The sequence below is a fragment of the Candidatus Agathobaculum pullicola genome (assembly GCF_052117205.1).
Classification (GTDB): Bacteria; Bacillota; Clostridia; order Oscillospirales; family Butyricicoccaceae; genus Agathobaculum; species Agathobaculum pullicola.
Genome location: NZ_JBQKJP010000020.1, coordinates 1 through 18,910, shown reverse-complemented (window position 1 = coordinate 18,910; position 18,910 = coordinate 1). Strand labels below are relative to the sequence as shown.

Below are 18,910 nucleotides of genomic sequence, written 5' to 3'. Positions count from 1 at the left end.
TACTACAAATGAAAGGTCAGAAGATTTTGAAAGTCACATCCATTCTCATGATCATCGGCGGCATCATCGCCGCCATCGCCGGCGTCATCGCCATTCTCGGCGTCAGCGCCCTGGCAGCCCTGTCGGGGAGCGCGGAGGGTACCGGCCTGCTCTATGCCAGTTCCATTCTTGTAACGGTTGCCTCTGTAATCCAGTTTATCGCGGGCATCAAGGGCATCGGGGCCTGCAGCGCACCCCAGAAGGCCGCTTCCTGCGTCAAATGGGGCATTATCATTGCGATCTTAGCGATCATCTCCATTATCATTGGCCTTGTAGGCGGAGGCCAGTTCAGCATCACCAGTCTGGTGCTCAATCTTCTGCTGCCGGGATTGTATGTCTACGGCGCCATGCAGATGAAGGGTACCGCGTAAGCGGCTTCAGAAAGGGGTGCAGATGATGGGGCTCTTTGGAAAACTATTTGATAAAAAGGAATGCTCGGTCTGCGGCGGCGAGATCGGGCTGCTGGGCAACCGCAAGCTGGAGGACGGCAATCTGTGCAAGGAATGCGCCGCCAAGCTCTCCCCCTGGTTCAGCGACCGCCGCCAGAGCACGGTGGCGGAGATCCAGGAGCAGCTGACCTACCGGGAGGCCAATCAAGCCAAGGTATCCTCTTTTCGCACCACCCGTACTCTGGGTGAGCGTACCAAGGTGCTGCTGGACGAGGATGCGGGTCTGTTTATGGTCACCTCTGCCAGAAATTGGGAGGAGGCCAATCCGGATGTGCTGTCCTTCTCCGATGTGACCGGCTGCAAGCTGGACATCGACGAGCGCAGGACGGAGATCGAATACAGGGATAAGGATGGAGAGCGGCAGAGCTTCAATCCCAAACGGTATGCCTATTCCTACGATTTCTACATCGTGATCAACGTCAACAATCCCTATTTCAGCGAGATCCGCTTTCAACTCAACAGCAGCTCAGTGGATAACGATGAGGAAACACTGCTGGGTGGGCCCGACGCCATGCGCAGACCCCGCGGGGGTCTCCGGGCTAAAGCCGGCGGAATGGGCGGCGGCTCCCTGACCTCCAACGCGGAGGAGGTGCGCTCCAGCGTGGAATACCGGCAATATGAGGAAATGGGCTGTGAGATCCGGGATGCGCTGCTGCAGGTCCGGCAGCAGGCGCGGGAGGAAGCGGCCGCGGCAGCAGCACCCAAGGCGGCGGTGACCTGTCCGTACTGCGGGGCGACCACCACACCGGATGCCAGCGGCTGCTGCGAGTTTTGCGGCGGCGCAATCAACGGATAAGAATACCTTGGAGCAATAGAAAACAACGAAAATGAAAGGAGCTCCACCATGAAGAAGTATGAAATTTTAGGAGAAAATCTGCCGGTCGTCGTATGTGAATTGTCCCCAGGCGAATCCATGATCACGGAGAGCGGCAGCATGAGCTGGATGAGCCCAAATATGAAAATGGAAACCACCACCGGAGGCGGTATGAAGAAGATGCTGGGGCGGCTGGTGTCCGGTGATTCCGCATTCCAGAACAAGTTCACCGCAGAGGGTGGGGACGGGTTCATCGCCTTCGCTTCCAGCTTTCCCGGGGCCATCAAGGCTCTGAATATCAGTGGCGGCCGGTCCATGATTGTGCAGAAAAGCGCGTTTCTTGCCTCTGAGGAGGGTGTGGAGCTGTCCATGCACTTCCAGAAAAAACTGGGCTCCGGCATCTTTGGCGGCGAGGGCTTCATCATGCAGAAACTGAGCGGAAACGGGATCGCCTTTATTGAGATCGACGGTCACGCGGCAGAGTATGACCTGAGCGCCGGACAGGAGCTTCTGGTCAGCACGGGGTACCTGGCGGCTATGGAGGAGAGCTGCACCATGGATGTGGTTGCGGTCAAGGGCGCAAAGAACATGCTCCTGGGCGGAGAGGGTATTTTCAATACCGTTGTCCGGGGACCCGGCAAGGTGATCCTGCAGACCATGCCCATCAGCAAGGTAGCCGAGCTGCTGACGCCGTTTTTCAGCAACAAAAAATAAGAAAGGACAGAGAGGAGAATGGCCATGAAAACCAAGTTCAAGCTGTCGTGCCTGTTCCTTGCGGCGCTGATGCTGTTCAGCCTCACTGCCTGCGGCAAGGACAACCCGGAGCCCAGCTCGACATCGGAAGGAACCGAGCAGACAAAGCCTCCTGTGGAAGCGGGAAGCGGAACAACGATCCATACAAATCTGTGGGATCTTACTTACGATGAGGCGGACGGCTGGGTCTATGAGGAGGACGACCTTCATGACGATGAAACATCCTCCAAGATCATCCTGACGCTTCCCAAGGAAGGCGAGGATGGAAGCATCGTCGATGCGGAGATCCGCGTTTCTGTGGAAGATCCGTATACCTTCCGCGACTATCTTACCAGCTACGGCTTTGATGAATATGAATACGCGGTCAATCAGGCTTATGACTTCACTCAGGTCGGCGGTATCGATTGCCTCAAAGCAGAAGGAAACTATTGGGGCTCCCCCTGCCTGCGGTATATGAACCGGGTGGAGGGCGCGGGAGCCACCGTATTTATGGAGATCATCGGCGAGTACGAGGATGAGCGTGTAGACAAGCTGCTCTCCGGCCTGACGATCCATCTGGAGGATACCGGAAACGAGGATGGCCCCTGGTACTGGGAGGGTGAGCCCTTTTCCGCCCAGCCCCGCAGCGTCATGGTGGGGACGCACACGCTCAGCAGCCAGTGGCTGCCTATTACAGACTGCATCATCACAAAGGAGACCTTCAATCACGCAGCTGCTGTCACAGGAGATCAGGCTTACCTTCTGGTGGACGGAGAATTGAAGCGCTACGATTACGACGGCACATCCCTGACCTTTGCAGAGGATATTGTGCTGGACGCGGAATATGAGGATATTTCCGCCGACACCACAGGGACCCTCTGGCTGGCGAATTTTATGGAGCCGCTGATCAGCTGGAAGGACGGCGCACAGACGGCGTCCTATGAGGGCCCGGATCACGTCACCATGCACCCATCCGGGACCTGGGGCGTCAGCTGGTTCTCCGGCCCGGAATGTGAAAAGATCACCCTCTCCGGCGGAGCCCTCAAGACGGAGCCCATTGTATTCCAGGAAGTGGATATCCTCAGTCATCTGCTGATCGACGACAGCCACATCTATGTCTGCGGGTCTGCCGTGGATGGCAGCGGTCACAAGGTGTTTGTCTATGACAGCAATGGCGCGCTGCAAATGACTTTGGCAGATTCCGACGGAAGCGGCCTGGGAAGCATTACCTTTATTACAGAGACCGCAAACGGGTATCTTGCTCTGGATGGAAATATGCGTGAGGTGGTGCTCTGGACGAAGGACGGCACCTATCTCGGCGAGGCGGATGACGGCGACCTGTTCGGCACGGACTATCCCTGGTTCTGCGGCGGCGCGAAGCTGGCTGACGGCAGCATCCTTGCCATTATGACCGAAGACAGAGCGGACGAGTCCGCAATGGAACTGGTGGCATTCAAACTCAGTGGCTTTTAAGGAGGGCCTGACATGAAACGCACAAGGTTGTTCTGCGTCCTGCTTGCGGCGGCGATGCTGCTCAGTCTGGCCGCCTGCGGCAAGGACGACCCGAAAGAGTCCAATTCGCTCCAGATCGGGGACTATGCGCTGCTCTACAAGGGGGCCAGCATCATGGAGGACTTAGATGGAAACGACGCGCTGGTCCTGACGCTGGATTTTACCAACAACAGCAAGGACAGCGGCTCCTATGTATGGTCCATCTCTGAAACAGCGATACAGAACGGCGCAGAATTGGCTATCGCCACCGTCTTTGCGAACAGCGACTCCTACGACACGGTGATCGACAGTCAATTTACGGATGTCGCGCCGGGTGAAACCCTTGAACTCCGCACCGCCTTTGTGCTGGCGGATACCACCAGCAAGGTCGAGGTGACCTTTGAGGAGGCATTCGGCGACAAAACCGGTAAGATCACCGTCGATCCGTCCACACTCAGCCGGGAAACGGCGGGAAGCGGTACAGGTCAGGATACTGGGACCGGAGATATACTGCTGGACTGGTGGAACGGCGACTGGTACGGCTGGTGGATCATGACCGGCTGCTCGGGCGATTACGAGGATCTGGAGGGCGCCTGGTGGGACATCTGCGGCGCCATTGACATCGGCGGGGACGGCACGGGCACTGTCACCCTCTGGGATGAGGACTACACGAAGTCGGAACCGATGGTTTCCGCATCGGTCAGCCTCAGTGATGATGGGACCAGCATATATGGCACCATGACATCCGAGGGCGGTGCCTTCACGGATATTGCGCTGGAGCACGGGGACTGGATCGTTGACCCGGGACTGGTGGACTATGGGGACATGATCCACATTGACGGTGATTACGAAAACGGCGGAGATGCATTCCACTATGATATCTACCTGCGCCCGTGGGGGACCTATTGGGTGGATGTGGACGAGGAGGATCTGCCCAATCTCTATGACAGCTGGTATCTGCCTCTGATCGATGCGGAGGAGCCTATGCCGGACAGCATCGGATAACACCAGAATGGGGATCGTTCCCGCCCCATTTGGGGCGGAGCGATCCCCGTTTGCGCAATGGTATGGAGCGGTGATGTTTGAAAGGAGCAGTTATGAAAAGGACATCAAAACGAGTGATCGCATTTTTTCTAATACTGGTTCTGATGCTGTCTCTCTGTGCCTGCGAGCAAAAACAGCAAGCGAGAACAGACGAACCAAATCAAAGCGCCGATGATGAGACGCTGTCTGGTATGCCCGATCAGAAACTGCCGAAAAAGCTGCGCCCGGGGGCCGGGGGATCGGATATGCAGCCGACACCGACCGGATTCTCCGCGGAAGCGGAACAATCTCTTGTTTGGCTGCGGGAGAGAATGGCTTTTCCGCAGACCATGTTCGGCGCGGCTTATCTGGGCTATGTGGAAAAAGCCGGCGATTGGCTGTCAGCGGCAGACCAGGCCATGCTGGAGGAATATCCCTTCCTTGCGGAGATCGACGAAACCCGCATCATTGGCAGTTCAGGCCATCTGTACGGTATCGTGCCGCTGGATGAAAATGCGACGGTTTCCGTCAATCGCATGCGGTGGGATCCGGAATCAGATACCGAAGAGGTCATCGAGGTTCTCTACCGGTCTGAAGCTGGAGATCCGCTGCTGATCTTTGCAGCCGGCGGGGACGATGCATACGCATACCTGTCCTACACACAGATCCAGATCGTAGACAGCGCAGGCAACAGCTGCATGTGGGAGCCGCAGCTCTATACATCAACGGGGCACATCGCGCCATGTTTCTCGGAAAACGGAGACTACCTCTCCTTCGACTTTACGGAATACGGATGGCAGGGCGTTTCTTCCGAGCTTGCACCGTGGCTGGCAGACGGCTGGAGTGGCGTATATGCCTCCGGGCTTGGCGGCAGCTGGACAACGCAGGCGGTGGCATGGGATACGGACCGTATGGCAAATTACTACCTGTGGTTCTTTCCCGAGGATGAGATGGGAGGAACGGTCGAACTGTATTGGGAATACGAGGGTGCCGATCCTTCTAAAACGACATGGGAAGAGGTGTGGAGCGGTTTCTGGACGACCACATCCGTCATGGATGGGCCCAGTTATGTGACCATCAGCCTGTCCCTTGTTGGCGGCAGCAACTATGGCGTCACAGACGGCCCGTATTATATCTCGGAGACTTATCCGATTTTGATGAGTCCCAGCGGCGAGGAGATGGTGATCGGCGCAGGGGAGAACGAAGTCAGCCTGCCGTTTATGCCGAAGTACGACGCGCAGCTGTGCGTCCTGACGCTGGACAGCTGGCTCACCGACCCGCTCGGCTGATCTTCTGCGGATTACGGCCTGTTTCGGCATAGACCGTTACAGCGTCGGCATGGGAAGGAGGAATTTCAGATGCCAACACAGGTAACAAATTATCAATGCCCCAGCTGCACGGGACCGCTGCATTTCTCCGGTGCGTCCGGCCGGTTGGAGTGCGAATACTGCGGTGCCAGTTACGATGTGGCGGAGATCGAGGCGCTCTACGCAGAGAAAGAAAAAAAGGCAGCAGAAGCCCAGCAGGCGGCGGAGGAAGGCGGCGCCGGACAGGGCGCGCCGGCCACGGATGGAGGCGCATGGGACACCTCTGACTTTTGCGAGGATTGGGGGGCTGAGGGCGACGGTATGCGGGCCTACAGCTGCCCCAGCTGCGGTGCGGAGCTCATCTGCGAGGAGAGCACGGCGGCGACCTCCTGCCCCTATTGCGGGAACCCCACTGTGGTGCCGGGCCAGTTCTCCGGGGCACTGCGGCCGGATTTCATCGTTCCGTTCAAGCTGAGCAAGGAAGATGCGGTAAAGGCCCTCAAGTCCCACTACAAAGGGAAGTTTTTCCTGCCGAAAAGCTTTACCGGTGAAAATCACGTGCAGGAGATTCGGGGGATCTATGTTCCCTTCTGGATGTTCGACGGCGAGGCGGAGGGCGATGCCCATTATGAGGCTGACCGCTCCCGCACATACCGCTCCGGCGACTACGAGATCACGGAGACGAAACACTACGATGTCTACCGGGCCGGAACCGTCGCCTTTGAGAAGGTGCCGGTGGACGCCTCCAGCAAGATGCCGGACGGCCACATGGACTCCATTGAACCCTATGACTACAAGGAGCTGAAGCCCTTTTCCACCGCGTATCTCCCCGGCTTCCTGGCCGATAAGTTCGATGTGACGGTGGAACAGAGCCGGCAGCGGGCGGATCAGCGCTGTGAGGGGACCCTTGCCTCCGCGCTGCGCGGCACAGTGAAGCGTTATGACCTCTGCGTTCTCAAAGAAAGCAGCGTTCACCTGCGTAGGGGCAAGGTGCATTACGCCCTGATGCCCGTCTGGATGCTGAATACCAAATGGCATGGGAAGGACTTCCTCTTTGCCATGAATGGACAGACCGGAAAGCTGGTGGGCGATCTGCCGGTCAGCTGGGGGAAGTTCTGGGGGCTGTTTGCCGCCATCGCCGTCCCCCTATCTTTGATCAGTTCGGCGCTGGTCCTATTGCCGTGAGAAAGGAGGCGGACCGGATATGAAGAAAGCATATACTGCTCTCGCGCTGGCGTTCCTGTTGGCCCTGTCCCTCTGCACTCCCGCAATGGCGGCAATGGAGTACGGCGTGATCTATGACGAAACGGAATCCTTGGGATCGCAGGAGCTGACCATGCAGGGAGAACAGACCCTCCCCCAGCTCTCCCAGGCGCTGGGCCTTGATCTGCGGGTGGATGTATTGACCCAAAACAGCTATGACGAACTTGGCGACGCCGCCGCGGGAATCTATGAGGAATATGATTACGGCTATGGCGAGCACAAGGAGGGCGTTACGCTGACTATTCTGCTGGAACCGCAGGATGGGGATACCTACAAGATGGTTGACGAAAATGACTGGTGCGTCTACGCCAGACTGAGCGATGAGCGGGGCAGCAGCCAGGAATTGTCCGATGCCGTCTACGATGCGGTACAGCCCTATATGGCGGCGCGGGCGTGGAACGGCGAGGACATGACCATGAGCGCCGTGGCGCTGACACAGGTAGTGGACGCCATGGCGGAAACGGCGGAGGATTACATCCTCACAAATTGCCCGCCGGCCGGCTCCGGCGAGGATGCCGGTGTGGAAGAACCGGTGCAGGGCAGCGGCACGATGCAGTATGTATTTGATGCTGCAGACCTTCTTCCCTATGAGAAGTGGGAAAAGCTGGAGGATCGGGCCGAAGCTATTTCCCAAAAGCAGGATTGCGGCGTTTATTTTGCTCTTGTAGATGATTACACGGAATACGGGAACGGCAGTGTCTATGAGGTCACCTATCAGCTCTACCACGATAGTGAGCTCGGTATGGGCAGCGGGCGGGATGGGATCATCGTGCTCCTGAGCATGGCCAAGCGGAACTATGCCATGTTCGTCTACGGCGAATACGCCGAGTATGCCTTTGATGAATATGGGCAGGAGAAGCTGGAAGAACGATTCCTTGGAGATTTTGGGGAAGACGACTGGTATGGCGGCATTTCCAATTACTTAGATGCCTGTGAGGAATATCTGACGAAGGCCGACGCCGGCAAGCCGGTGCGCCGTCCTTACTGGATCTGGTTCGTCATTTCAGCAGGATGCTCCTGTCTGGCCGCAGGGACGGTTTGCCTATGGCTGCTGCGTAAGATGAAGTCCGTCCATCAAAAGGCGGAAGCCGATGCGTACCTCACCGCTGGCGGCTTACACCTGACAAAGCAGTATGACCGGTACACCCATACCACCGAAACACGCACCAAGATCCAGAAAGAGAGCTCGGGTGGCAGCGGCGGCAGCACCTACAGCGAAAGCGGGGGCGGCGGCAGCGGCCGCAGCGGGAAATTCTGAGAAGGAGGCCAGATGATGATGAATTTGCTCCGGCGCCGCTTTCTCCCGGCGATTTTGTGCATGGCGCTGGCCCTTGGCCTGTCCGCCTGCGGAAGAAAAGACACACCGCCCGTTGAAACGGAAACGGACGGTGCGATGGGCACCCTTTCTGGCAGCAAGGGAGGAAAAGATTCCGGGGTGGGTGTGTTTCCCGGCAGCGGGGAAGAAACAGCGGAGGCGGAATTGGCGGAGGAGTCCCTGAACCTGTTGCATGACGCCATGGCATACGATGACCAGTACGCCGGCGCGGTCGCCTATCTGGGACACAGGGAGCAGGAGGACTCCACCCCGCTGTCGGACTGGCTGGCGGAGAATTGTGCCGGATTGGTCGAGGCGATGCCGTTTCTGCTGCATATACCGGCCGAACATATCCTCGGCGCAGGTTGGGGGGATTTATTCTGCATCGTTCCCCGGGATGAGATTACCAGCCTTGCCGTGAACCATGTCACCTGGGAATCTCTCGGTAACGGCGTTCGGCCTGTACCGGGTGAGGTGCTCTACCGGGAAGAGTGTGCCCAGCCTGTACTGATATTCGTAAATTATGAGCAATGGCGGGATGAACCGGACACGGAGATCGTCCTTGTGGCAAACGATGGCGTGGAGGTGAAGTGGCTCCCGCTGACCGATGAATACGGCATTCCCATCGTGCCCACCGGGGAGAACGACCTTCCCATGCTGATGGATTTCGGCATCTGGGGCTATGTGACCGGGTTGGACTACCCCGAGGACTGGTTGCCGCCCACAGACTGGGGGCTGGCTTACACAAATTGGACCTGCGAGCGCTGGTACATGGAGTTCGGCTGGGGCGACAGCGACCCGGACTATTCCGGACGCATCGATCTCTACCATCAGCCGGAGGATGGGCAGGAGTATGCATACTCATATTCCGGCATCTGGCGTATGGAGGGCGACTGTCTGTATCTGGACCTCTCGGATGGCGCGGGCACCCGCATGAGCGGCAGCTTCCCGGTGCTGATCGACCCCTCCGGCGAATCTCTCCATATCCAGCAGGATCGTGAAACCGGTGTGTGTCCACCCTTTTTTGGCGAGGGCATGACCTGTATGGATCTGATACGCGCCTATGGCTGAGAGAACATCAGGCGCACGAGTGTGGGACAGGCGTGAAAGGAGTATTTGTATGAGTATTTTTGACAGGCTAAAGCAGTCCGCCGTGGATGCCGCGGCGACAGCAGCCACAGCCATTGGAAACAAGCGGGAAACCTTTACCTTCACGGCCCTCCCTGAGAGCCTTGCCCAGATGCAGGCTCTCCCGGAGGCGGCCCTTGACACCCCCTTTCAGACGGCGGCGCTGACCGTGCTGGCCCTGTGCGCCTATGCCGCTGACCGGCAGATCGGCACGGATATGCTGAATTGGCTGCGGGGGCCCCGTCCTTTGAACGGACAGGAGATCTCCTTCTTAAACGACCGCTTCCGTGACGGAAAAACCTACCTTCCCTTCACCTACTTCGCCGGCTCTACCCCCGACAACAATTATACACCCGCCCAGCCCTATACCATCCGGGTGGAAAGCAACCATGTTTCCGGCGAGGAGCAGGGCTATATGAAACTGTTTATCCCCTGCGGCGGCGCGGACAGCCCTCGCCCCATCAAACTCCGGCAGCGGGGCAGCGATGGGAAATGGTTCCTCTGGGAGCAATATCTGCTCACCGGTGTCCGTACCCCCAAGTCCGCCGACCCCTGGGCGTGAGTCAGGCGGCGCGGCTGTGGAGGCTCGGCTCATGGAAGCCGGAGCAGGCGGGAGCGATCAGAAAACCATCTGTATTTATCGGATTGGATAGAGGGTGCCGATCATGAAAACAGTGCTGTTTATATCATCCAATAAGGTGCTGGGACAGGGGTTGTCAGCGGCCATCCAGGCAAAGCCGGAGCTTGACTTCCTGTGGGCGGCCCAGCTCCATTATCCGCAGGCTGTGGTCGGCGTTGATATCTTTCATGCGGATGTGGTGATATTGGATATTGTGGATCAGGCGGATATGGATCAGGCGGTCGGGATCTGCCAACCTCTTCGGCAGGTTGAACAGGACCTCAAGATCCTGCTTCTGGTCAGGCCGGAACAGTCCGCCGTATGCAGCCGTGTCATAGATGCAAAAAATGCCGGACTGATCGATGATTTCGTCTTTTATGATAGTTCTCTGGCGTATCTGCTGGCGAAATTGGCGGCGTTTTCATAGAATGATTGGATATCAATGAAGAAAAACCGACTGCAATTATCTAACTTGTAACTACGAATAAATGAGTGATTGCTATGCGGCATGAGTCAAAATGGATCTGCTGTCCTCAGTGCGGCAGCAAAACGAAAGTCAAAGTATATGAAGAAACGGTTTTAGTAAAATTCCCGCTATACTGTCCAAAATGTAAAAAGGAATTCATGGTCAATGTGGTAAAACTGAAGATGGTATTGAGCGACGAGCCGGATGCTTAAAGCACAGAGCCTGCTGATCCCCCTGCCGGGGAAAAGCAGGCTCTGTTTTTTTATATAGTCATCCAATCTCAATGGCGTCCTTTGTCCGGAGTGCGGCAATGACCGATTCCACCACCGGGATCAACGCTTCGGCCTCCTGCTCACTGCATTCCTCAATCATAAGCCGAAGTTGCTGTAGAGCGGGAGTTTCGCGCTGCTGCTCAGGGTTAAAAATGGTTCTGGCATCAATACGGAGGGCACGGATCAAAGGGTAGAGCACCTCCATCTTGAGATTTGCCTTGTAGTTCTCAATATTCATCACGGTTCGCACATCGATATCCGCCATGTCTGCTACCTGAAGCTGGGTCAGACCGCGCTGATAACGTGTGCTCTTCACCGCATTTCCCAATGGATAGGAGAAGTCATACATCGCAGTTCACCTCAAAGATATTCTACAATACATCTTTTTGCGGGTGAATGCGACACAATTCGCTTGTTAGATGTATCGCGATGCACGAACCAACAAGCCTGAGATACATAAAACTGAATTACATTATCGGCAAGACAGTCGTATTTGGCGAAAAACAAAAATTTTAAGGGGGTGATGCTGGCTGTCTGTGTGCCGGCCGCGTAAGTGGACAAGGAGAAATGCGACATGGCAGATAACAGCTGCCGCATTAAGTTGTTCCATCTGGTTAAGCCGAGTCACACTGCTTTCAGGACAGCACGAGGAAGACTGTCAAGGAAAAAACGGGGTACGCAAGCTGGGCATATGAGAAAGAAAGAAAAACCTCCGCCTGCTGCCCCTGTATCCCGCCCTGGACTTCTTAATGCAGATCAAGCACAGGTTGCCGATTCTCCATTTTTGCACGGGATCGGCAATTTATTTTTTAATGATAATCTTTCTGTTGGGTGCCGTGATCCTCCGAACTGAAATTCAGTCTCATCCAAATTTCAGAAAACGGAGGCAAGTGTTATGGGCTTCAACAGAGATAGCTATGCCGCTCGAATCAAGAATTTGCGGAAAAGCCGAGGACTTACGCAGGAGCAGCTGGCAGAGAAAATGAACATCACCAGTACATACATCCTGAAAATTGAAAACGGAAAGCAGACCGGCTCAGTTGAACTGGCTGTGGAGCTTGCAGCATTCTTCGATGTCTCCCTGGATTATCTTTTGTCGGGGAGAGAATTTAAAGCTATGGATCAGAAGCAGAACCTGCGAATGACCATTGCATTTTTGTCTGAATTGGAGGCAAAACTCTAAAACCTTCCATTTTGGGTAGGTAACCTTCCATTCTGTTTATGTAATTCTGAAACACACAGAGTTACAATCTTAGTGAGATCAGTTAATCTCACAGTACCTTGAAAAATACTGCTCCAGGCAGTCATATCCGGTAGCATAGATACATCAGCTGACGGAGCCAGCGTCAGGCCGAGTGCGCGAAGACCACCTGTGCGGATCATTTCCGCATCTAAGGACGGCCAATTAAGGTGCAGAGCGATACCCACTCAGGCCAGAGCAGGATTGGCACCCTGCTTCGCCAAGATCCCGTCAGCCCACAATGGTACTCCTGTACGCAGCTTCGGGCGTTCCCCGGAGGGGTGAGATTCCCGTGATGTGCGCCAGCACAGTTTATGTTGCCGCCCTGCCTGGGGAAGTAGTGTCGAATACAGGCAAAATTCTTGATATTAGAAGCAATGGAGGTCGCCTGCAATGTAGTAGAGCAAGCCAAGGCTTCCCCAACCAAATTGGGCGGCCTCTATTTTTGTGGTATCAAGGTTCAGTAAAACCGTAAATGAAGGGAGGATTACTATGACAGTACAGAATGTAAACATCGATTACTGTGGCATTATCACGCTGCTTAAAAACCTTGTCCAGATTGGGAAATGCACCGAAAAAGAGGCTCAAAAAATTGCAAGCTACCTCTCTGTGCAGGATGGTGTGGAGATCATTCTGTTTCCCTGATTTTCGTTGCATTTGGTGATAGCTATTGGGGCAAAAGTGTGGTAGTGTTTGTTGCTGTAAGGAGGTGAACTGACATGGAGAAAAAGCAGCTGACCGATGGAAGTATGGCCCTGCAGGAAAAGCAGTGCAGAGTTATTACGATAGAGGCTACTGAAAAGCAGCAGGACATCAAGCTGCGGGTAGCTGCTTACGCCCGTGTCAGCTCTGCTTCCGATGACCAGCTCAACTCCTTCGCCGCTCAGAATCGGTACTACGCAGACCTGATCTCCGGAAAAGAAAACTGGAGCATGGTGGACATTTATGCAGATGAGGGTATCACAGGCACTTCTGCTGAAAAGCGGGAGGACTTCCAACGACTTCTGGCAGATTGCCACAGAGGGCTGATTGACCGGATATTGGTGAAATCCATCTCCCGATTTGCCCGAAACACCACAGAATGTCTGGAGACGATCCGAGAACTGAAAGCGCTGGGAATCAGCATCTACTTCGAAAAAGAAAATATCGACACATCCACCATGTCCGGTGAGATGATGACGGCCATATTCGCTGCCTTCGCTCAGGCTGAGAGCGAATCAATCTCAGGTAATATGCGGTGGAGCTATCAGAAACGAATGCAAAGCGGTAAGTTCATTACCTGTAAGGCGCCGTTTGGATACCGGTTGTGCGATGGGAGGCTTGAAATCGTAGAATCCGAAGCACAAATCGTGCGGTTGATCTTCGACAGGTTCCTGGCTGGGTACAGCACCACAGAAATCGCATCGGAAATCACAAGACATTCGATGCGGTACAGGCAGAAATGGCAAGGCGCAACGCAGGAAAAAGTCCTTCAAAAAAGAATGCTCCCACGGGAATGACCTCCTATGCCAGCAAATATGCGCTCTCAGAGCGGCTTGTATGTGGAGAATGTGGAACACTGTACCGCCGATGCACATGGTCCAAACGGGGCAAAAAACGGGTTGTATGGCGCTGCGTCAGCCGACTGGACTATGGAACAAAATATTGCCACAACTCGCCATCAGTCGATGAAGATCAGCTTCAGCGGTCGATTCTCGCAGCAATCAACTCTGCAATGAGCCGGAAAAGCACACTCATCCGGAAAATCACCGGAGCTATGGAACAGGTGCTGGCACCGATTCCAGGCGAGAGCATGAGCCTGTCAGATATAGAAAGTCGGCTGGATGAGCTGAATGACCTGACAAGGACTCTGGTGGCAAAAGCCGCTCATGCAGAAAATCCATCCATCTATACAGTCCAGCTCAAGGAAATTATGGACGAGGCCGCTGTTCTGAAGGAAAAACGGCAAGCCATAGAAGAACAGCGAAAAAGTAATACGCAGGCAATTCGACGGATCGAAGAAGCTGCCGCGGTCATGGAGGGCGCATCTGCAGAGATCCAGGAATGGGATGAAACCCTCATCCGACAGCTGGTGGATACGGTGAAGGTCGTTTCTGCGGAACATATCACGGTGATCCTGCGCGGGGGCATTCAAGTGGAGCAGGATATGATATAATGAGAAAAAGAAGGTGAACGATATGATTTATGCGACCGGCGATACCCATGGCAATTTCGAGCGGTTTCAGCCCGAATACTTCCCGGAGCAAGCTGAAATGACCAAAGAGGATTACATGATCATCTGCGGCGACTTTGGTGGTCTGTGGGACGGGCGAAAAAAAGATAATCGGAACCTGGACTGGCTGGAATCCTTACCCTTCACCGTGCTGTTTGTCAGCGGCAATCACGAGAACTTTGATCTGCTGGGGAAATACCCTGTCGAGGAATGGAACGGTGGGAAAGTCCAGCGCATCCGCCCGCATGTGATCCATTTGATGCGGGGACAGGTGTTTGAACTGCAGGGATACACATTCTTTACTATGGGCGGAGCAAGGAGCCACGATATGGAATACGGTGTACTGAATCCCTACGCTCCAGATTTTGAAGAACAGTACTGGACACTCCGCAGGATGGGGGCCAGTTTCCGTGTAAACCATCGTTCCTGGTGGAAACAGGAGCTTCCGAGTGCTGCGGAATATGAAGAAGCCCGAAACAATCTGGAGCGTGTCCGGCATGAAGTGGACTATATCATCACCCACTGTGCTCCCAGCAGTATTGTAGACCAACTGGGCGCAGGAGGATATGCCCATGATCCCCTGACAGATTATCTGGAAGAAGTCAAAGAAAGAACCCGGTTTCATTACTGGCTGTTCGGACACTATCATGACAACAAAATCCTGGATGACCGATTCGTTCTTCTCTGGGAACAGATGATTCGGGTGGTGTAAACAGGCCAAAGAGAAGTGCGGGAGTATCCCGTATTTCTCTTTGGTCTGTTTTCGGTTAAGCATAATTTATCAGGAAGGAGAAACTATGAACACTCGCAAAAACATCGACTATTCTGCCATGTTTGCGGATTTGGATGCAGCAGTAACTGCTGACTTTTCTCAACTGCAACTATACTGCGAATTAGGCCGAATTGTATGTGGTCGTTCTGAAAAGGGTGCTGCGGTTGCTGCTGCCAAATACCTGTCTGAACAGTATCCGAATGTCCCTGGCTTCTCCCCGCGCAATCTGCGGAGGATGCGTGATTTTTACCGGATGTATGGTGAAAACGAAGAACTTTTGAAACTCGCCGCAGAGATCTCCTGGACACAAAATGTTGTGATTCTGGAGGCGGACCTGAACATGGCGGAGCGACGCTGGTATCTGCTGGCCGCAAAACAGTACGGATGGTCAAAATCCGCACTTCAGAACGCTATCCAGGAATGTGCTCATCAGGAACTCACGCTCGACGAATTTGAGGTTCCATGTTATACTGATCATGAAGAAAATCAATTGGAGAGTTCCGAAAATGATCAAGATACTTTTTCTCTGTCACGGCAATATTTGCAGAAGCCCGATGGCCGAGTTTGTGATGAAAGATATGGTGAAGAAAGCTGGTCTGGCACAGGAGTTCCAGATCGAATCAGCAGCTACCAGCACCGAGGAAATCGGAAATCCTGTTTACCCACCTGCCCGCCGGAAATTGGTCGAGCATGGAATCGACTGTTCCGGCAAAACAGCATGGCAGCTCCAGAACAGCGACTACGACAAGTACGACCTGCTGATCGGCATGGATTGCGCCAATATCCGGAGTATGTACCAGATCTGTGGTGGCGACTTTGCCGACAAAATGCACCTTCTGATGGATTTTACAAGCCGACCCGGAGAGGTAGCCGACCCGTGGTACACCGGCGACTTCGATGCGACCTGGCAGGATGTTATGGAAGGCTGTCAGGGACTGCTTGATGATTTGCTGAAGAAAAGAGGTGTGATATGAATGGGGCAAGAGGATAAGATTCAGCTTTTTGAAGATAAGCGCATCCGCACCGCCTGGGACGAGGATAAAGAGGAATGGTACTTTTCTGTTGTTGATGTCGTTGCAGTTTTGACCGATCAGCCGGATCAGCGTGGCGCAAGCAACTACTGGGCAAAGCTGAAACAACGCCTTAAAGACGAAGGTGCAGATCAGTTGCTGACAAATTGTCAGCAACTGAAATTGAGGTCCCCAAAGGATGGAAAACGGTATAATACTGATGTGGCAGATACGGAACAGCTTCTGCGTATCATCCAGTCCATACCATCTCCTAAAGCTGAGCCGTTTAAGCTATGGTTGGCACAGGTTGGTCGGGAGCGAATCGAAGAAACGATAGATCCGGAACTGACCATTGAACGGGCGCTGGAAACCTATCTGAAGAAAGGCTATACCCGTGAATGGATCAATCAGCGACTGCAGGCGATCCAGGTCCGCAAAGAGCTGACCGATGAATGGGATGCCCGTGGTGTTCAAAAGGGCATTGAGTATGCCATTCTTACAGATGAGATATCCCGAGCATGGTCCGGGATGTCCACCAGACAGTATAAGAATCTCAAGGGGCTGAAAAAGGAAAACCTGCGGGACAATATGACTACACTGGAATTGGTTCTGAATATGCTGGCCGAGGCTACGACCACAGAAATTTCCAAGCAGAAAGCACCGGAATCTTTTTCTGATAATATCGAAGTGGCTCGTGCAGGCGGTAAAGTCGCTGGAGATGCCCGAAAGGCTATACCTCGCTTGTTCCACCTCTGGACAAAGTGTGCAAAGGTGTCTGTTTTATGGCTCCGCGCCTTCCTTCTTTTTACGCCCGAGAGCCCGCTTGATGCCTTTTACGATGCCAGAACCGACCACCAGTAGGAAAATCCCAACGCCAGCGCGAATTACAAAATCCAGCATCCAGTTGACCTTGCCGTGGCGGTACATATCCAGTACATACACCGGATCCACCTCATAATCCTCCGCCATTTGATGGAGCATGGTCTTTTCCTCTGTTGTGGCATACCGCACATAGCCTGTGGGTAGCTCATCACCGGAGCGCAGCATGAAATAATCATCAAAGTAGATGCAGATATAGGTGCCGTCCTCCAGCGGAGCCAGATAGTAACCATTATAGGAGCCAGACGCCAAGAATCTCAGCAGGAAACGCCTTGCCGGGCCAGTGGGATAGGCCACGGGGATATATTCGGAAATGATAGCCGTCTTCTTTCCCCCGCTGTTGTGGTGGGTGTGCTCTCCCGCATACTCTGAGTCCCGTAGACGCAATAGGGGACAACGAATCAGGCTTGCTTTGGACACCGTGGCCGGAGTACTGTGAAAGAAGAAGTCCTCCACATCGGGCTGGGTATGTACGACCGAGACAGACGAATCCGGTATCTGGCCTTGCTCCGTCCCTGTCCCGGCCCTCAAATCATAAATCCAGCCGGTGGGGGCACTCATGAACAGCCAGAAAACAAACAGAACTCCTGCTATGGTTTTAATTGCTTTGCTGATAGTGCTTTTCTTTTTTTCGCCCATGCCCTTACCTCTTTTATCCATAGTACAGCCTTTGCACTCCTGACCGTTCCGGCCAGCCGTTCCATTCTTTCAATAGAAATCCATGGTACCAATTATCCCGATAGACCATTTCCCATTTCCGTCATCGTATCAGTTATAGCAAAATGTGGTGACGGCATGGGGGAATAACTTGTTTGAGCGTATAATTAGGCTATTTTGATACTTGGTGATACATGATAACGCTCTCCATCCCTTTTCCATCCCGCCCGATGGCGGGATGCTGTATATAGAGGTGAAGGACAGGATACTAAACTTTTGATTGCATTATACCATGGACAAGAAAAAATGGAACAACTGCTTTAGCAAGACGGCTCGAACAGGAGAACCGAGTCGATATGGTTTTATTGGATGACATGAAGGGAGCGATATAAGTCATCTTGTCCCTTTTGCATGCGCGCTGATTTTGTGGGAGAGAGCAAAAGAACATATTTGTGTTTGGCTCATAATATGATAATGGCGATTGCCAGAAAGGAGACCTTCTTATGGTTGTTAATACGAATTCCGATACTGTCAATGAATCTCAGACCTGCCCTGCCGTAGGGTATCAATCTGCCTCCATTTGTGTTCCGGTAACCGTTACGCCTTTTGCACAGGCAGGCGCTACCGTCACAAAATGCTGTGGTTCGCCGGTTGTTATCCCGGGCCGTGAGGTGTGCGGCGGGGTGAAGAACGGCTCCTGCTTCTTTACCATTTCGCAGGATATTTGTGTCGCTGTTCCGGTTGAGTTTGGCGCGGTAGCCACTGTGGGTGACAGCTTCGTCAGTTGTAACGGTGCTTCTGAGGAGGATATTTGCACCAGCTGTGAAAAAATCGCTCCGGTGACAGAAGGTACCACCCTGACGGTGTAACAGAGTCGCAACCGTGTTCTTTGTTGCGCGATGAACCGGTATGGTTGTGATTGAATCGTGTCCGATAGGGATTCAGCCGAAAGCAGCTTTCGCTGTTATCATGCAATGCTGTTTCAGTGAAATTTAGAAAGATGCACTCCAACATGGCTTTCTTTGGCGTTGGAGTGCATCCTTTTTTTATAATTATTGAAGGTTGTTTTTGCCTTTCTATCAGCAGGTACATAGCGTGATTGAATAGAACAGGTGCTGTCAAGAATTATGCGCAAAAATGTTTGCAGATTCTGGCTGAATGAGGTCAGCCGGCAATAGAGACGTCTTCCAGAGCCGCCTCCAAGTGCTTCATATTCATGTAT

24 protein-coding genes and 1 pseudogene are annotated in these 18,910 nt (G+C 53.8%); 22 read left to right on the top strand and 3 right to left on the bottom strand.

The window, feature by feature from the left end:
- Nucleotides 1-8: 8 nt before the first annotated feature.
- The 12 genes from ACTQ3V_RS08460 (at nucleotide 9) to ACTQ3V_RS08405 (ending at nucleotide 10,858) form a co-directional block, all read left to right on the top strand.
- Nucleotides 9-410, top strand: a complete 402-nt coding sequence (locus ACTQ3V_RS08460) for a hypothetical protein (protein ID WP_238074045.1) — start codon at nucleotides 9-11, stop codon at nucleotides 408-410.
- A gap of 22 nt (nucleotides 411-432) precedes the next feature.
- A complete protein-coding gene (locus ACTQ3V_RS08455; RefSeq protein WP_441467135.1) occupies nucleotides 433-1,284 on the top strand; it encodes a DUF4428 domain-containing protein in 852 nt (283 codons plus the stop codon).
- Nucleotides 1,285-1,332: 48 nt separating this feature from the next.
- Entirely contained in the window at nucleotides 1,333-2,016 is a 684-nt protein-coding gene (locus ACTQ3V_RS08450; RefSeq protein ID WP_441467134.1) for a TIGR00266 family protein, read from the top strand.
- Between the two features lie 24 nt (nucleotides 2,017-2,040).
- Nucleotides 2,041-3,507 carry a hypothetical protein gene (locus ACTQ3V_RS08445; RefSeq protein ID WP_441467133.1) on the top strand — a complete coding sequence of 489 codons (1,467 nt, stop codon included), beginning with the start codon at nucleotides 2,041-2,043 and terminating at the stop codon, nucleotides 3,505-3,507.
- 12 nt (nucleotides 3,508-3,519) lie between these two features.
- The gene (locus ACTQ3V_RS08440; RefSeq protein ID WP_441467132.1) at nucleotides 3,520-4,530 is read left to right on the top strand and encodes a DUF5067 domain-containing protein; all 1,011 of its coding nucleotides are present in this window, start codon (nucleotides 3,520-3,522) and stop codon (nucleotides 4,528-4,530) included.
- A 92-nt stretch (nucleotides 4,531-4,622) separates the two neighbouring features.
- Nucleotides 4,623-5,837, top strand: a complete 1,215-nt coding sequence (locus ACTQ3V_RS08435; protein ID WP_441467131.1) for a hypothetical protein — start codon at nucleotides 4,623-4,625, stop codon at nucleotides 5,835-5,837.
- A gap of 69 nt (nucleotides 5,838-5,906) precedes the next feature.
- A complete protein-coding gene (locus ACTQ3V_RS08430) occupies nucleotides 5,907-7,040 on the top strand; it encodes a TFIIB-type zinc ribbon-containing protein (RefSeq protein WP_216503812.1) in 1,134 nt (377 codons plus the stop codon).
- A gap of 19 nt (nucleotides 7,041-7,059) precedes the next feature.
- A complete protein-coding gene (locus ACTQ3V_RS08425) occupies nucleotides 7,060-8,376 on the top strand; it encodes a TPM domain-containing protein (protein WP_441467130.1) in 1,317 nt (438 codons plus the stop codon).
- Between the two features lie 15 nt (nucleotides 8,377-8,391).
- Nucleotides 8,392-9,504 (top strand): hypothetical protein, encoded by a 1,113-nt coding sequence (locus ACTQ3V_RS08420; RefSeq protein ID WP_441467129.1) that lies wholly within the window; start codon nucleotides 8,392-8,394, stop codon nucleotides 9,502-9,504.
- 49 nt (nucleotides 9,505-9,553) lie between these two features.
- The gene (locus ACTQ3V_RS08415; RefSeq protein ID WP_441467128.1) at nucleotides 9,554-10,123 is read left to right on the top strand and encodes a DUF6935 domain-containing protein; all 570 of its coding nucleotides are present in this window, start codon (nucleotides 9,554-9,556) and stop codon (nucleotides 10,121-10,123) included.
- Nucleotides 10,124-10,226: 103 nt separating this feature from the next.
- A complete protein-coding gene (locus tag ACTQ3V_RS08410) occupies nucleotides 10,227-10,607 on the top strand; it encodes a hypothetical protein (protein ID WP_075705351.1) in 381 nt (126 codons plus the stop codon).
- Between the two features lie 74 nt (nucleotides 10,608-10,681).
- Nucleotides 10,682-10,858, top strand: a complete 177-nt coding sequence (locus ACTQ3V_RS08405; RefSeq protein ID WP_116721489.1) for a cysteine-rich KTR domain-containing protein — start codon at nucleotides 10,682-10,684, stop codon at nucleotides 10,856-10,858.
- 58 nt (nucleotides 10,859-10,916) lie between these two features.
- Here the strand turns inward: ACTQ3V_RS08405 and ACTQ3V_RS08400 are convergent, their stop codons facing one another.
- Nucleotides 10,917-11,267 carry a helix-turn-helix transcriptional regulator gene (locus tag ACTQ3V_RS08400; RefSeq protein ID WP_441467127.1) on the bottom strand — a complete coding sequence of 117 codons (351 nt, stop codon included), beginning with the start codon at nucleotides 11,265-11,267 and terminating at the stop codon, nucleotides 10,917-10,919.
- A gap of 225 nt (nucleotides 11,268-11,492) precedes the next feature.
- Between ACTQ3V_RS08400 and ACTQ3V_RS08395 the strand changes: the two genes are divergently transcribed.
- The 9 genes and pseudogenes from ACTQ3V_RS08395 to ACTQ3V_RS08355 all read left to right on the top strand — a co-directional run bounded on the left by ACTQ3V_RS08395 (nucleotide 11,493) and on the right by ACTQ3V_RS08355 (nucleotide 17,013).
- Entirely contained in the window at nucleotides 11,493-11,771 is a 279-nt protein-coding gene (locus ACTQ3V_RS08395) for a hypothetical protein (protein WP_207723788.1), read from the top strand.
- Between the two features lie 42 nt (nucleotides 11,772-11,813).
- A complete protein-coding gene (locus ACTQ3V_RS08390; protein WP_116721491.1) occupies nucleotides 11,814-12,101 on the top strand; it encodes a helix-turn-helix domain-containing protein in 288 nt (95 codons plus the stop codon).
- 549 nt (nucleotides 12,102-12,650) lie between these two features.
- Nucleotides 12,651-12,803: a hypothetical protein gene (locus ACTQ3V_RS08385; RefSeq protein WP_165366523.1), complete on the top strand. Its 153-nt coding sequence runs from the start codon at nucleotides 12,651-12,653 to the stop codon at nucleotides 12,801-12,803.
- 74 nt (nucleotides 12,804-12,877) lie between these two features.
- Nucleotides 12,878-13,657 (top strand): recombinase family protein, encoded by a 780-nt coding sequence (locus ACTQ3V_RS08380; RefSeq protein ID WP_441467126.1) that lies wholly within the window; start codon nucleotides 12,878-12,880, stop codon nucleotides 13,655-13,657.
- Nucleotides 13,654-14,313 carry a recombinase zinc ribbon domain-containing protein gene (locus ACTQ3V_RS08375; RefSeq protein WP_441467125.1) on the top strand — a complete coding sequence of 220 codons (660 nt, stop codon included), beginning with the start codon at nucleotides 13,654-13,656 and terminating at the stop codon, nucleotides 14,311-14,313. The genes ACTQ3V_RS08380 and ACTQ3V_RS08375 overlap by 4 nt, the downstream gene beginning before the upstream one ends.
- 22 nt (nucleotides 14,314-14,335) lie before the next feature.
- Entirely contained in the window at nucleotides 14,336-15,082 is a 747-nt protein-coding gene (locus ACTQ3V_RS08370; RefSeq protein WP_441135864.1) for a metallophosphoesterase family protein, read from the top strand.
- A gap of 85 nt (nucleotides 15,083-15,167) precedes the next feature.
- Nucleotides 15,168-15,563, top strand: a pseudogene (locus ACTQ3V_RS08365) (DUF1016 N-terminal domain-containing protein); the annotation flags it as partial.
- 85 nt (nucleotides 15,564-15,648) lie between these two features.
- Entirely contained in the window at nucleotides 15,649-16,116 is a 468-nt protein-coding gene (locus ACTQ3V_RS08360) for a low molecular weight protein-tyrosine-phosphatase (RefSeq protein ID WP_441467124.1), read from the top strand.
- Nucleotides 16,117-17,013, top strand: a complete 897-nt coding sequence (locus ACTQ3V_RS08355) for a BRO-N domain-containing protein (protein WP_441467123.1) — start codon at nucleotides 16,117-16,119, stop codon at nucleotides 17,011-17,013.
- On the opposite strand, the gene ACTQ3V_RS08350 is transcribed toward ACTQ3V_RS08355, so the two are convergent.
- Nucleotides 16,933-17,691 carry a hypothetical protein gene (locus tag ACTQ3V_RS08350; protein WP_441467122.1) on the bottom strand — a complete coding sequence of 253 codons (759 nt, stop codon included), beginning with the start codon at nucleotides 17,689-17,691 and terminating at the stop codon, nucleotides 16,933-16,935. The genes ACTQ3V_RS08355 and ACTQ3V_RS08350 overlap by 81 nt on opposite strands.
- 500 nt (nucleotides 17,692-18,191) lie before the next feature.
- Here ACTQ3V_RS08350 and ACTQ3V_RS08345 point away from each other — a divergent pair, with 500 nt between their 5' ends.
- Complete coding sequence (locus tag ACTQ3V_RS08345; protein WP_441467121.1) at nucleotides 18,192-18,557, top strand: hypothetical protein; 366 nt, start codon at nucleotides 18,192-18,194, stop codon at nucleotides 18,555-18,557.
- Between the two features lie 113 nt (nucleotides 18,558-18,670).
- Here the strand turns inward: ACTQ3V_RS08345 and ACTQ3V_RS08340 are convergent.
- Nucleotides 18,671-18,910 (bottom strand): hypothetical protein (locus ACTQ3V_RS08340; protein ID WP_441467120.1); only part of this gene is annotated, 240 nt, incomplete at its 5' end.

What these genes read in the sequence shown, in the direction of transcription:
- ACTQ3V_RS08460 (WP_238074045.1), top strand. Translation starts at nt 9, where the DNA reads ATGAAAGGTCAGAAGATTTTGAAAGTCACATCCATTCTCATGATCATC.
- ACTQ3V_RS08455 (WP_441467135.1), top strand. Translation starts at nt 433, where the DNA reads ATGATGGGGCTCTTTGGAAAACTATTTGATAAAAAGGAATGCTCGGTC.
- ACTQ3V_RS08450 (WP_441467134.1), top strand. Translation starts at nt 1,333, where the DNA reads ATGAAGAAGTATGAAATTTTAGGAGAAAATCTGCCGGTCGTCGTATGT.
- ACTQ3V_RS08445 (WP_441467133.1), top strand. Translation starts at nt 2,041, where the DNA reads ATGAAAACCAAGTTCAAGCTGTCGTGCCTGTTCCTTGCGGCGCTGATG.
- ACTQ3V_RS08440 (WP_441467132.1), top strand. Translation starts at nt 3,520, where the DNA reads ATGAAACGCACAAGGTTGTTCTGCGTCCTGCTTGCGGCGGCGATGCTG.
- ACTQ3V_RS08435 (WP_441467131.1), top strand. Translation starts at nt 4,623, where the DNA reads ATGAAAAGGACATCAAAACGAGTGATCGCATTTTTTCTAATACTGGTT.
- ACTQ3V_RS08430 (WP_216503812.1), top strand. Translation starts at nt 5,907, where the DNA reads ATGCCAACACAGGTAACAAATTATCAATGCCCCAGCTGCACGGGACCG.
- ACTQ3V_RS08425 (WP_441467130.1), top strand. Translation starts at nt 7,060, where the DNA reads ATGAAGAAAGCATATACTGCTCTCGCGCTGGCGTTCCTGTTGGCCCTG.
- ACTQ3V_RS08420 (WP_441467129.1), top strand. Translation starts at nt 8,392, where the DNA reads ATGATGAATTTGCTCCGGCGCCGCTTTCTCCCGGCGATTTTGTGCATG.
- ACTQ3V_RS08415 (WP_441467128.1), top strand. Translation starts at nt 9,554, where the DNA reads ATGAGTATTTTTGACAGGCTAAAGCAGTCCGCCGTGGATGCCGCGGCG.
- ACTQ3V_RS08410 (WP_075705351.1), top strand. Translation starts at nt 10,227, where the DNA reads ATGAAAACAGTGCTGTTTATATCATCCAATAAGGTGCTGGGACAGGGG.
- ACTQ3V_RS08405 (WP_116721489.1), top strand. Translation starts at nt 10,682, where the DNA reads ATGCGGCATGAGTCAAAATGGATCTGCTGTCCTCAGTGCGGCAGCAAA.
- ACTQ3V_RS08400 (WP_441467127.1), bottom strand. Translation starts at nt 11,267, where the DNA reads ATGTATGACTTCTCCTATCCATTGGGAAATGCGGTGAAGAGCACACGT.
- ACTQ3V_RS08395 (WP_207723788.1), top strand. Translation starts at nt 11,493, where the DNA reads ATGGCAGATAACAGCTGCCGCATTAAGTTGTTCCATCTGGTTAAGCCG.
- ACTQ3V_RS08390 (WP_116721491.1), top strand. Translation starts at nt 11,814, where the DNA reads ATGGGCTTCAACAGAGATAGCTATGCCGCTCGAATCAAGAATTTGCGG.
- ACTQ3V_RS08385 (WP_165366523.1), top strand. Translation starts at nt 12,651, where the DNA reads ATGACAGTACAGAATGTAAACATCGATTACTGTGGCATTATCACGCTG.
- ACTQ3V_RS08380 (WP_441467126.1), top strand. Translation starts at nt 12,878, where the DNA reads ATGGAGAAAAAGCAGCTGACCGATGGAAGTATGGCCCTGCAGGAAAAG.
- ACTQ3V_RS08375 (WP_441467125.1), top strand. Translation starts at nt 13,654, where the DNA reads ATGACCTCCTATGCCAGCAAATATGCGCTCTCAGAGCGGCTTGTATGT.
- ACTQ3V_RS08370 (WP_441135864.1), top strand. Translation starts at nt 14,336, where the DNA reads ATGATTTATGCGACCGGCGATACCCATGGCAATTTCGAGCGGTTTCAG.
- ACTQ3V_RS08360 (WP_441467124.1), top strand. Translation starts at nt 15,649, where the DNA reads ATGATCAAGATACTTTTTCTCTGTCACGGCAATATTTGCAGAAGCCCG.
- ACTQ3V_RS08355 (WP_441467123.1), top strand. Translation starts at nt 16,117, where the DNA reads ATGGGGCAAGAGGATAAGATTCAGCTTTTTGAAGATAAGCGCATCCGC.
- ACTQ3V_RS08350 (WP_441467122.1), bottom strand. Translation starts at nt 17,691, where the DNA reads ATGGATAAAAGAGGTAAGGGCATGGGCGAAAAAAAGAAAAGCACTATC.
- ACTQ3V_RS08345 (WP_441467121.1), top strand. Translation starts at nt 18,192, where the DNA reads ATGGTTGTTAATACGAATTCCGATACTGTCAATGAATCTCAGACCTGC.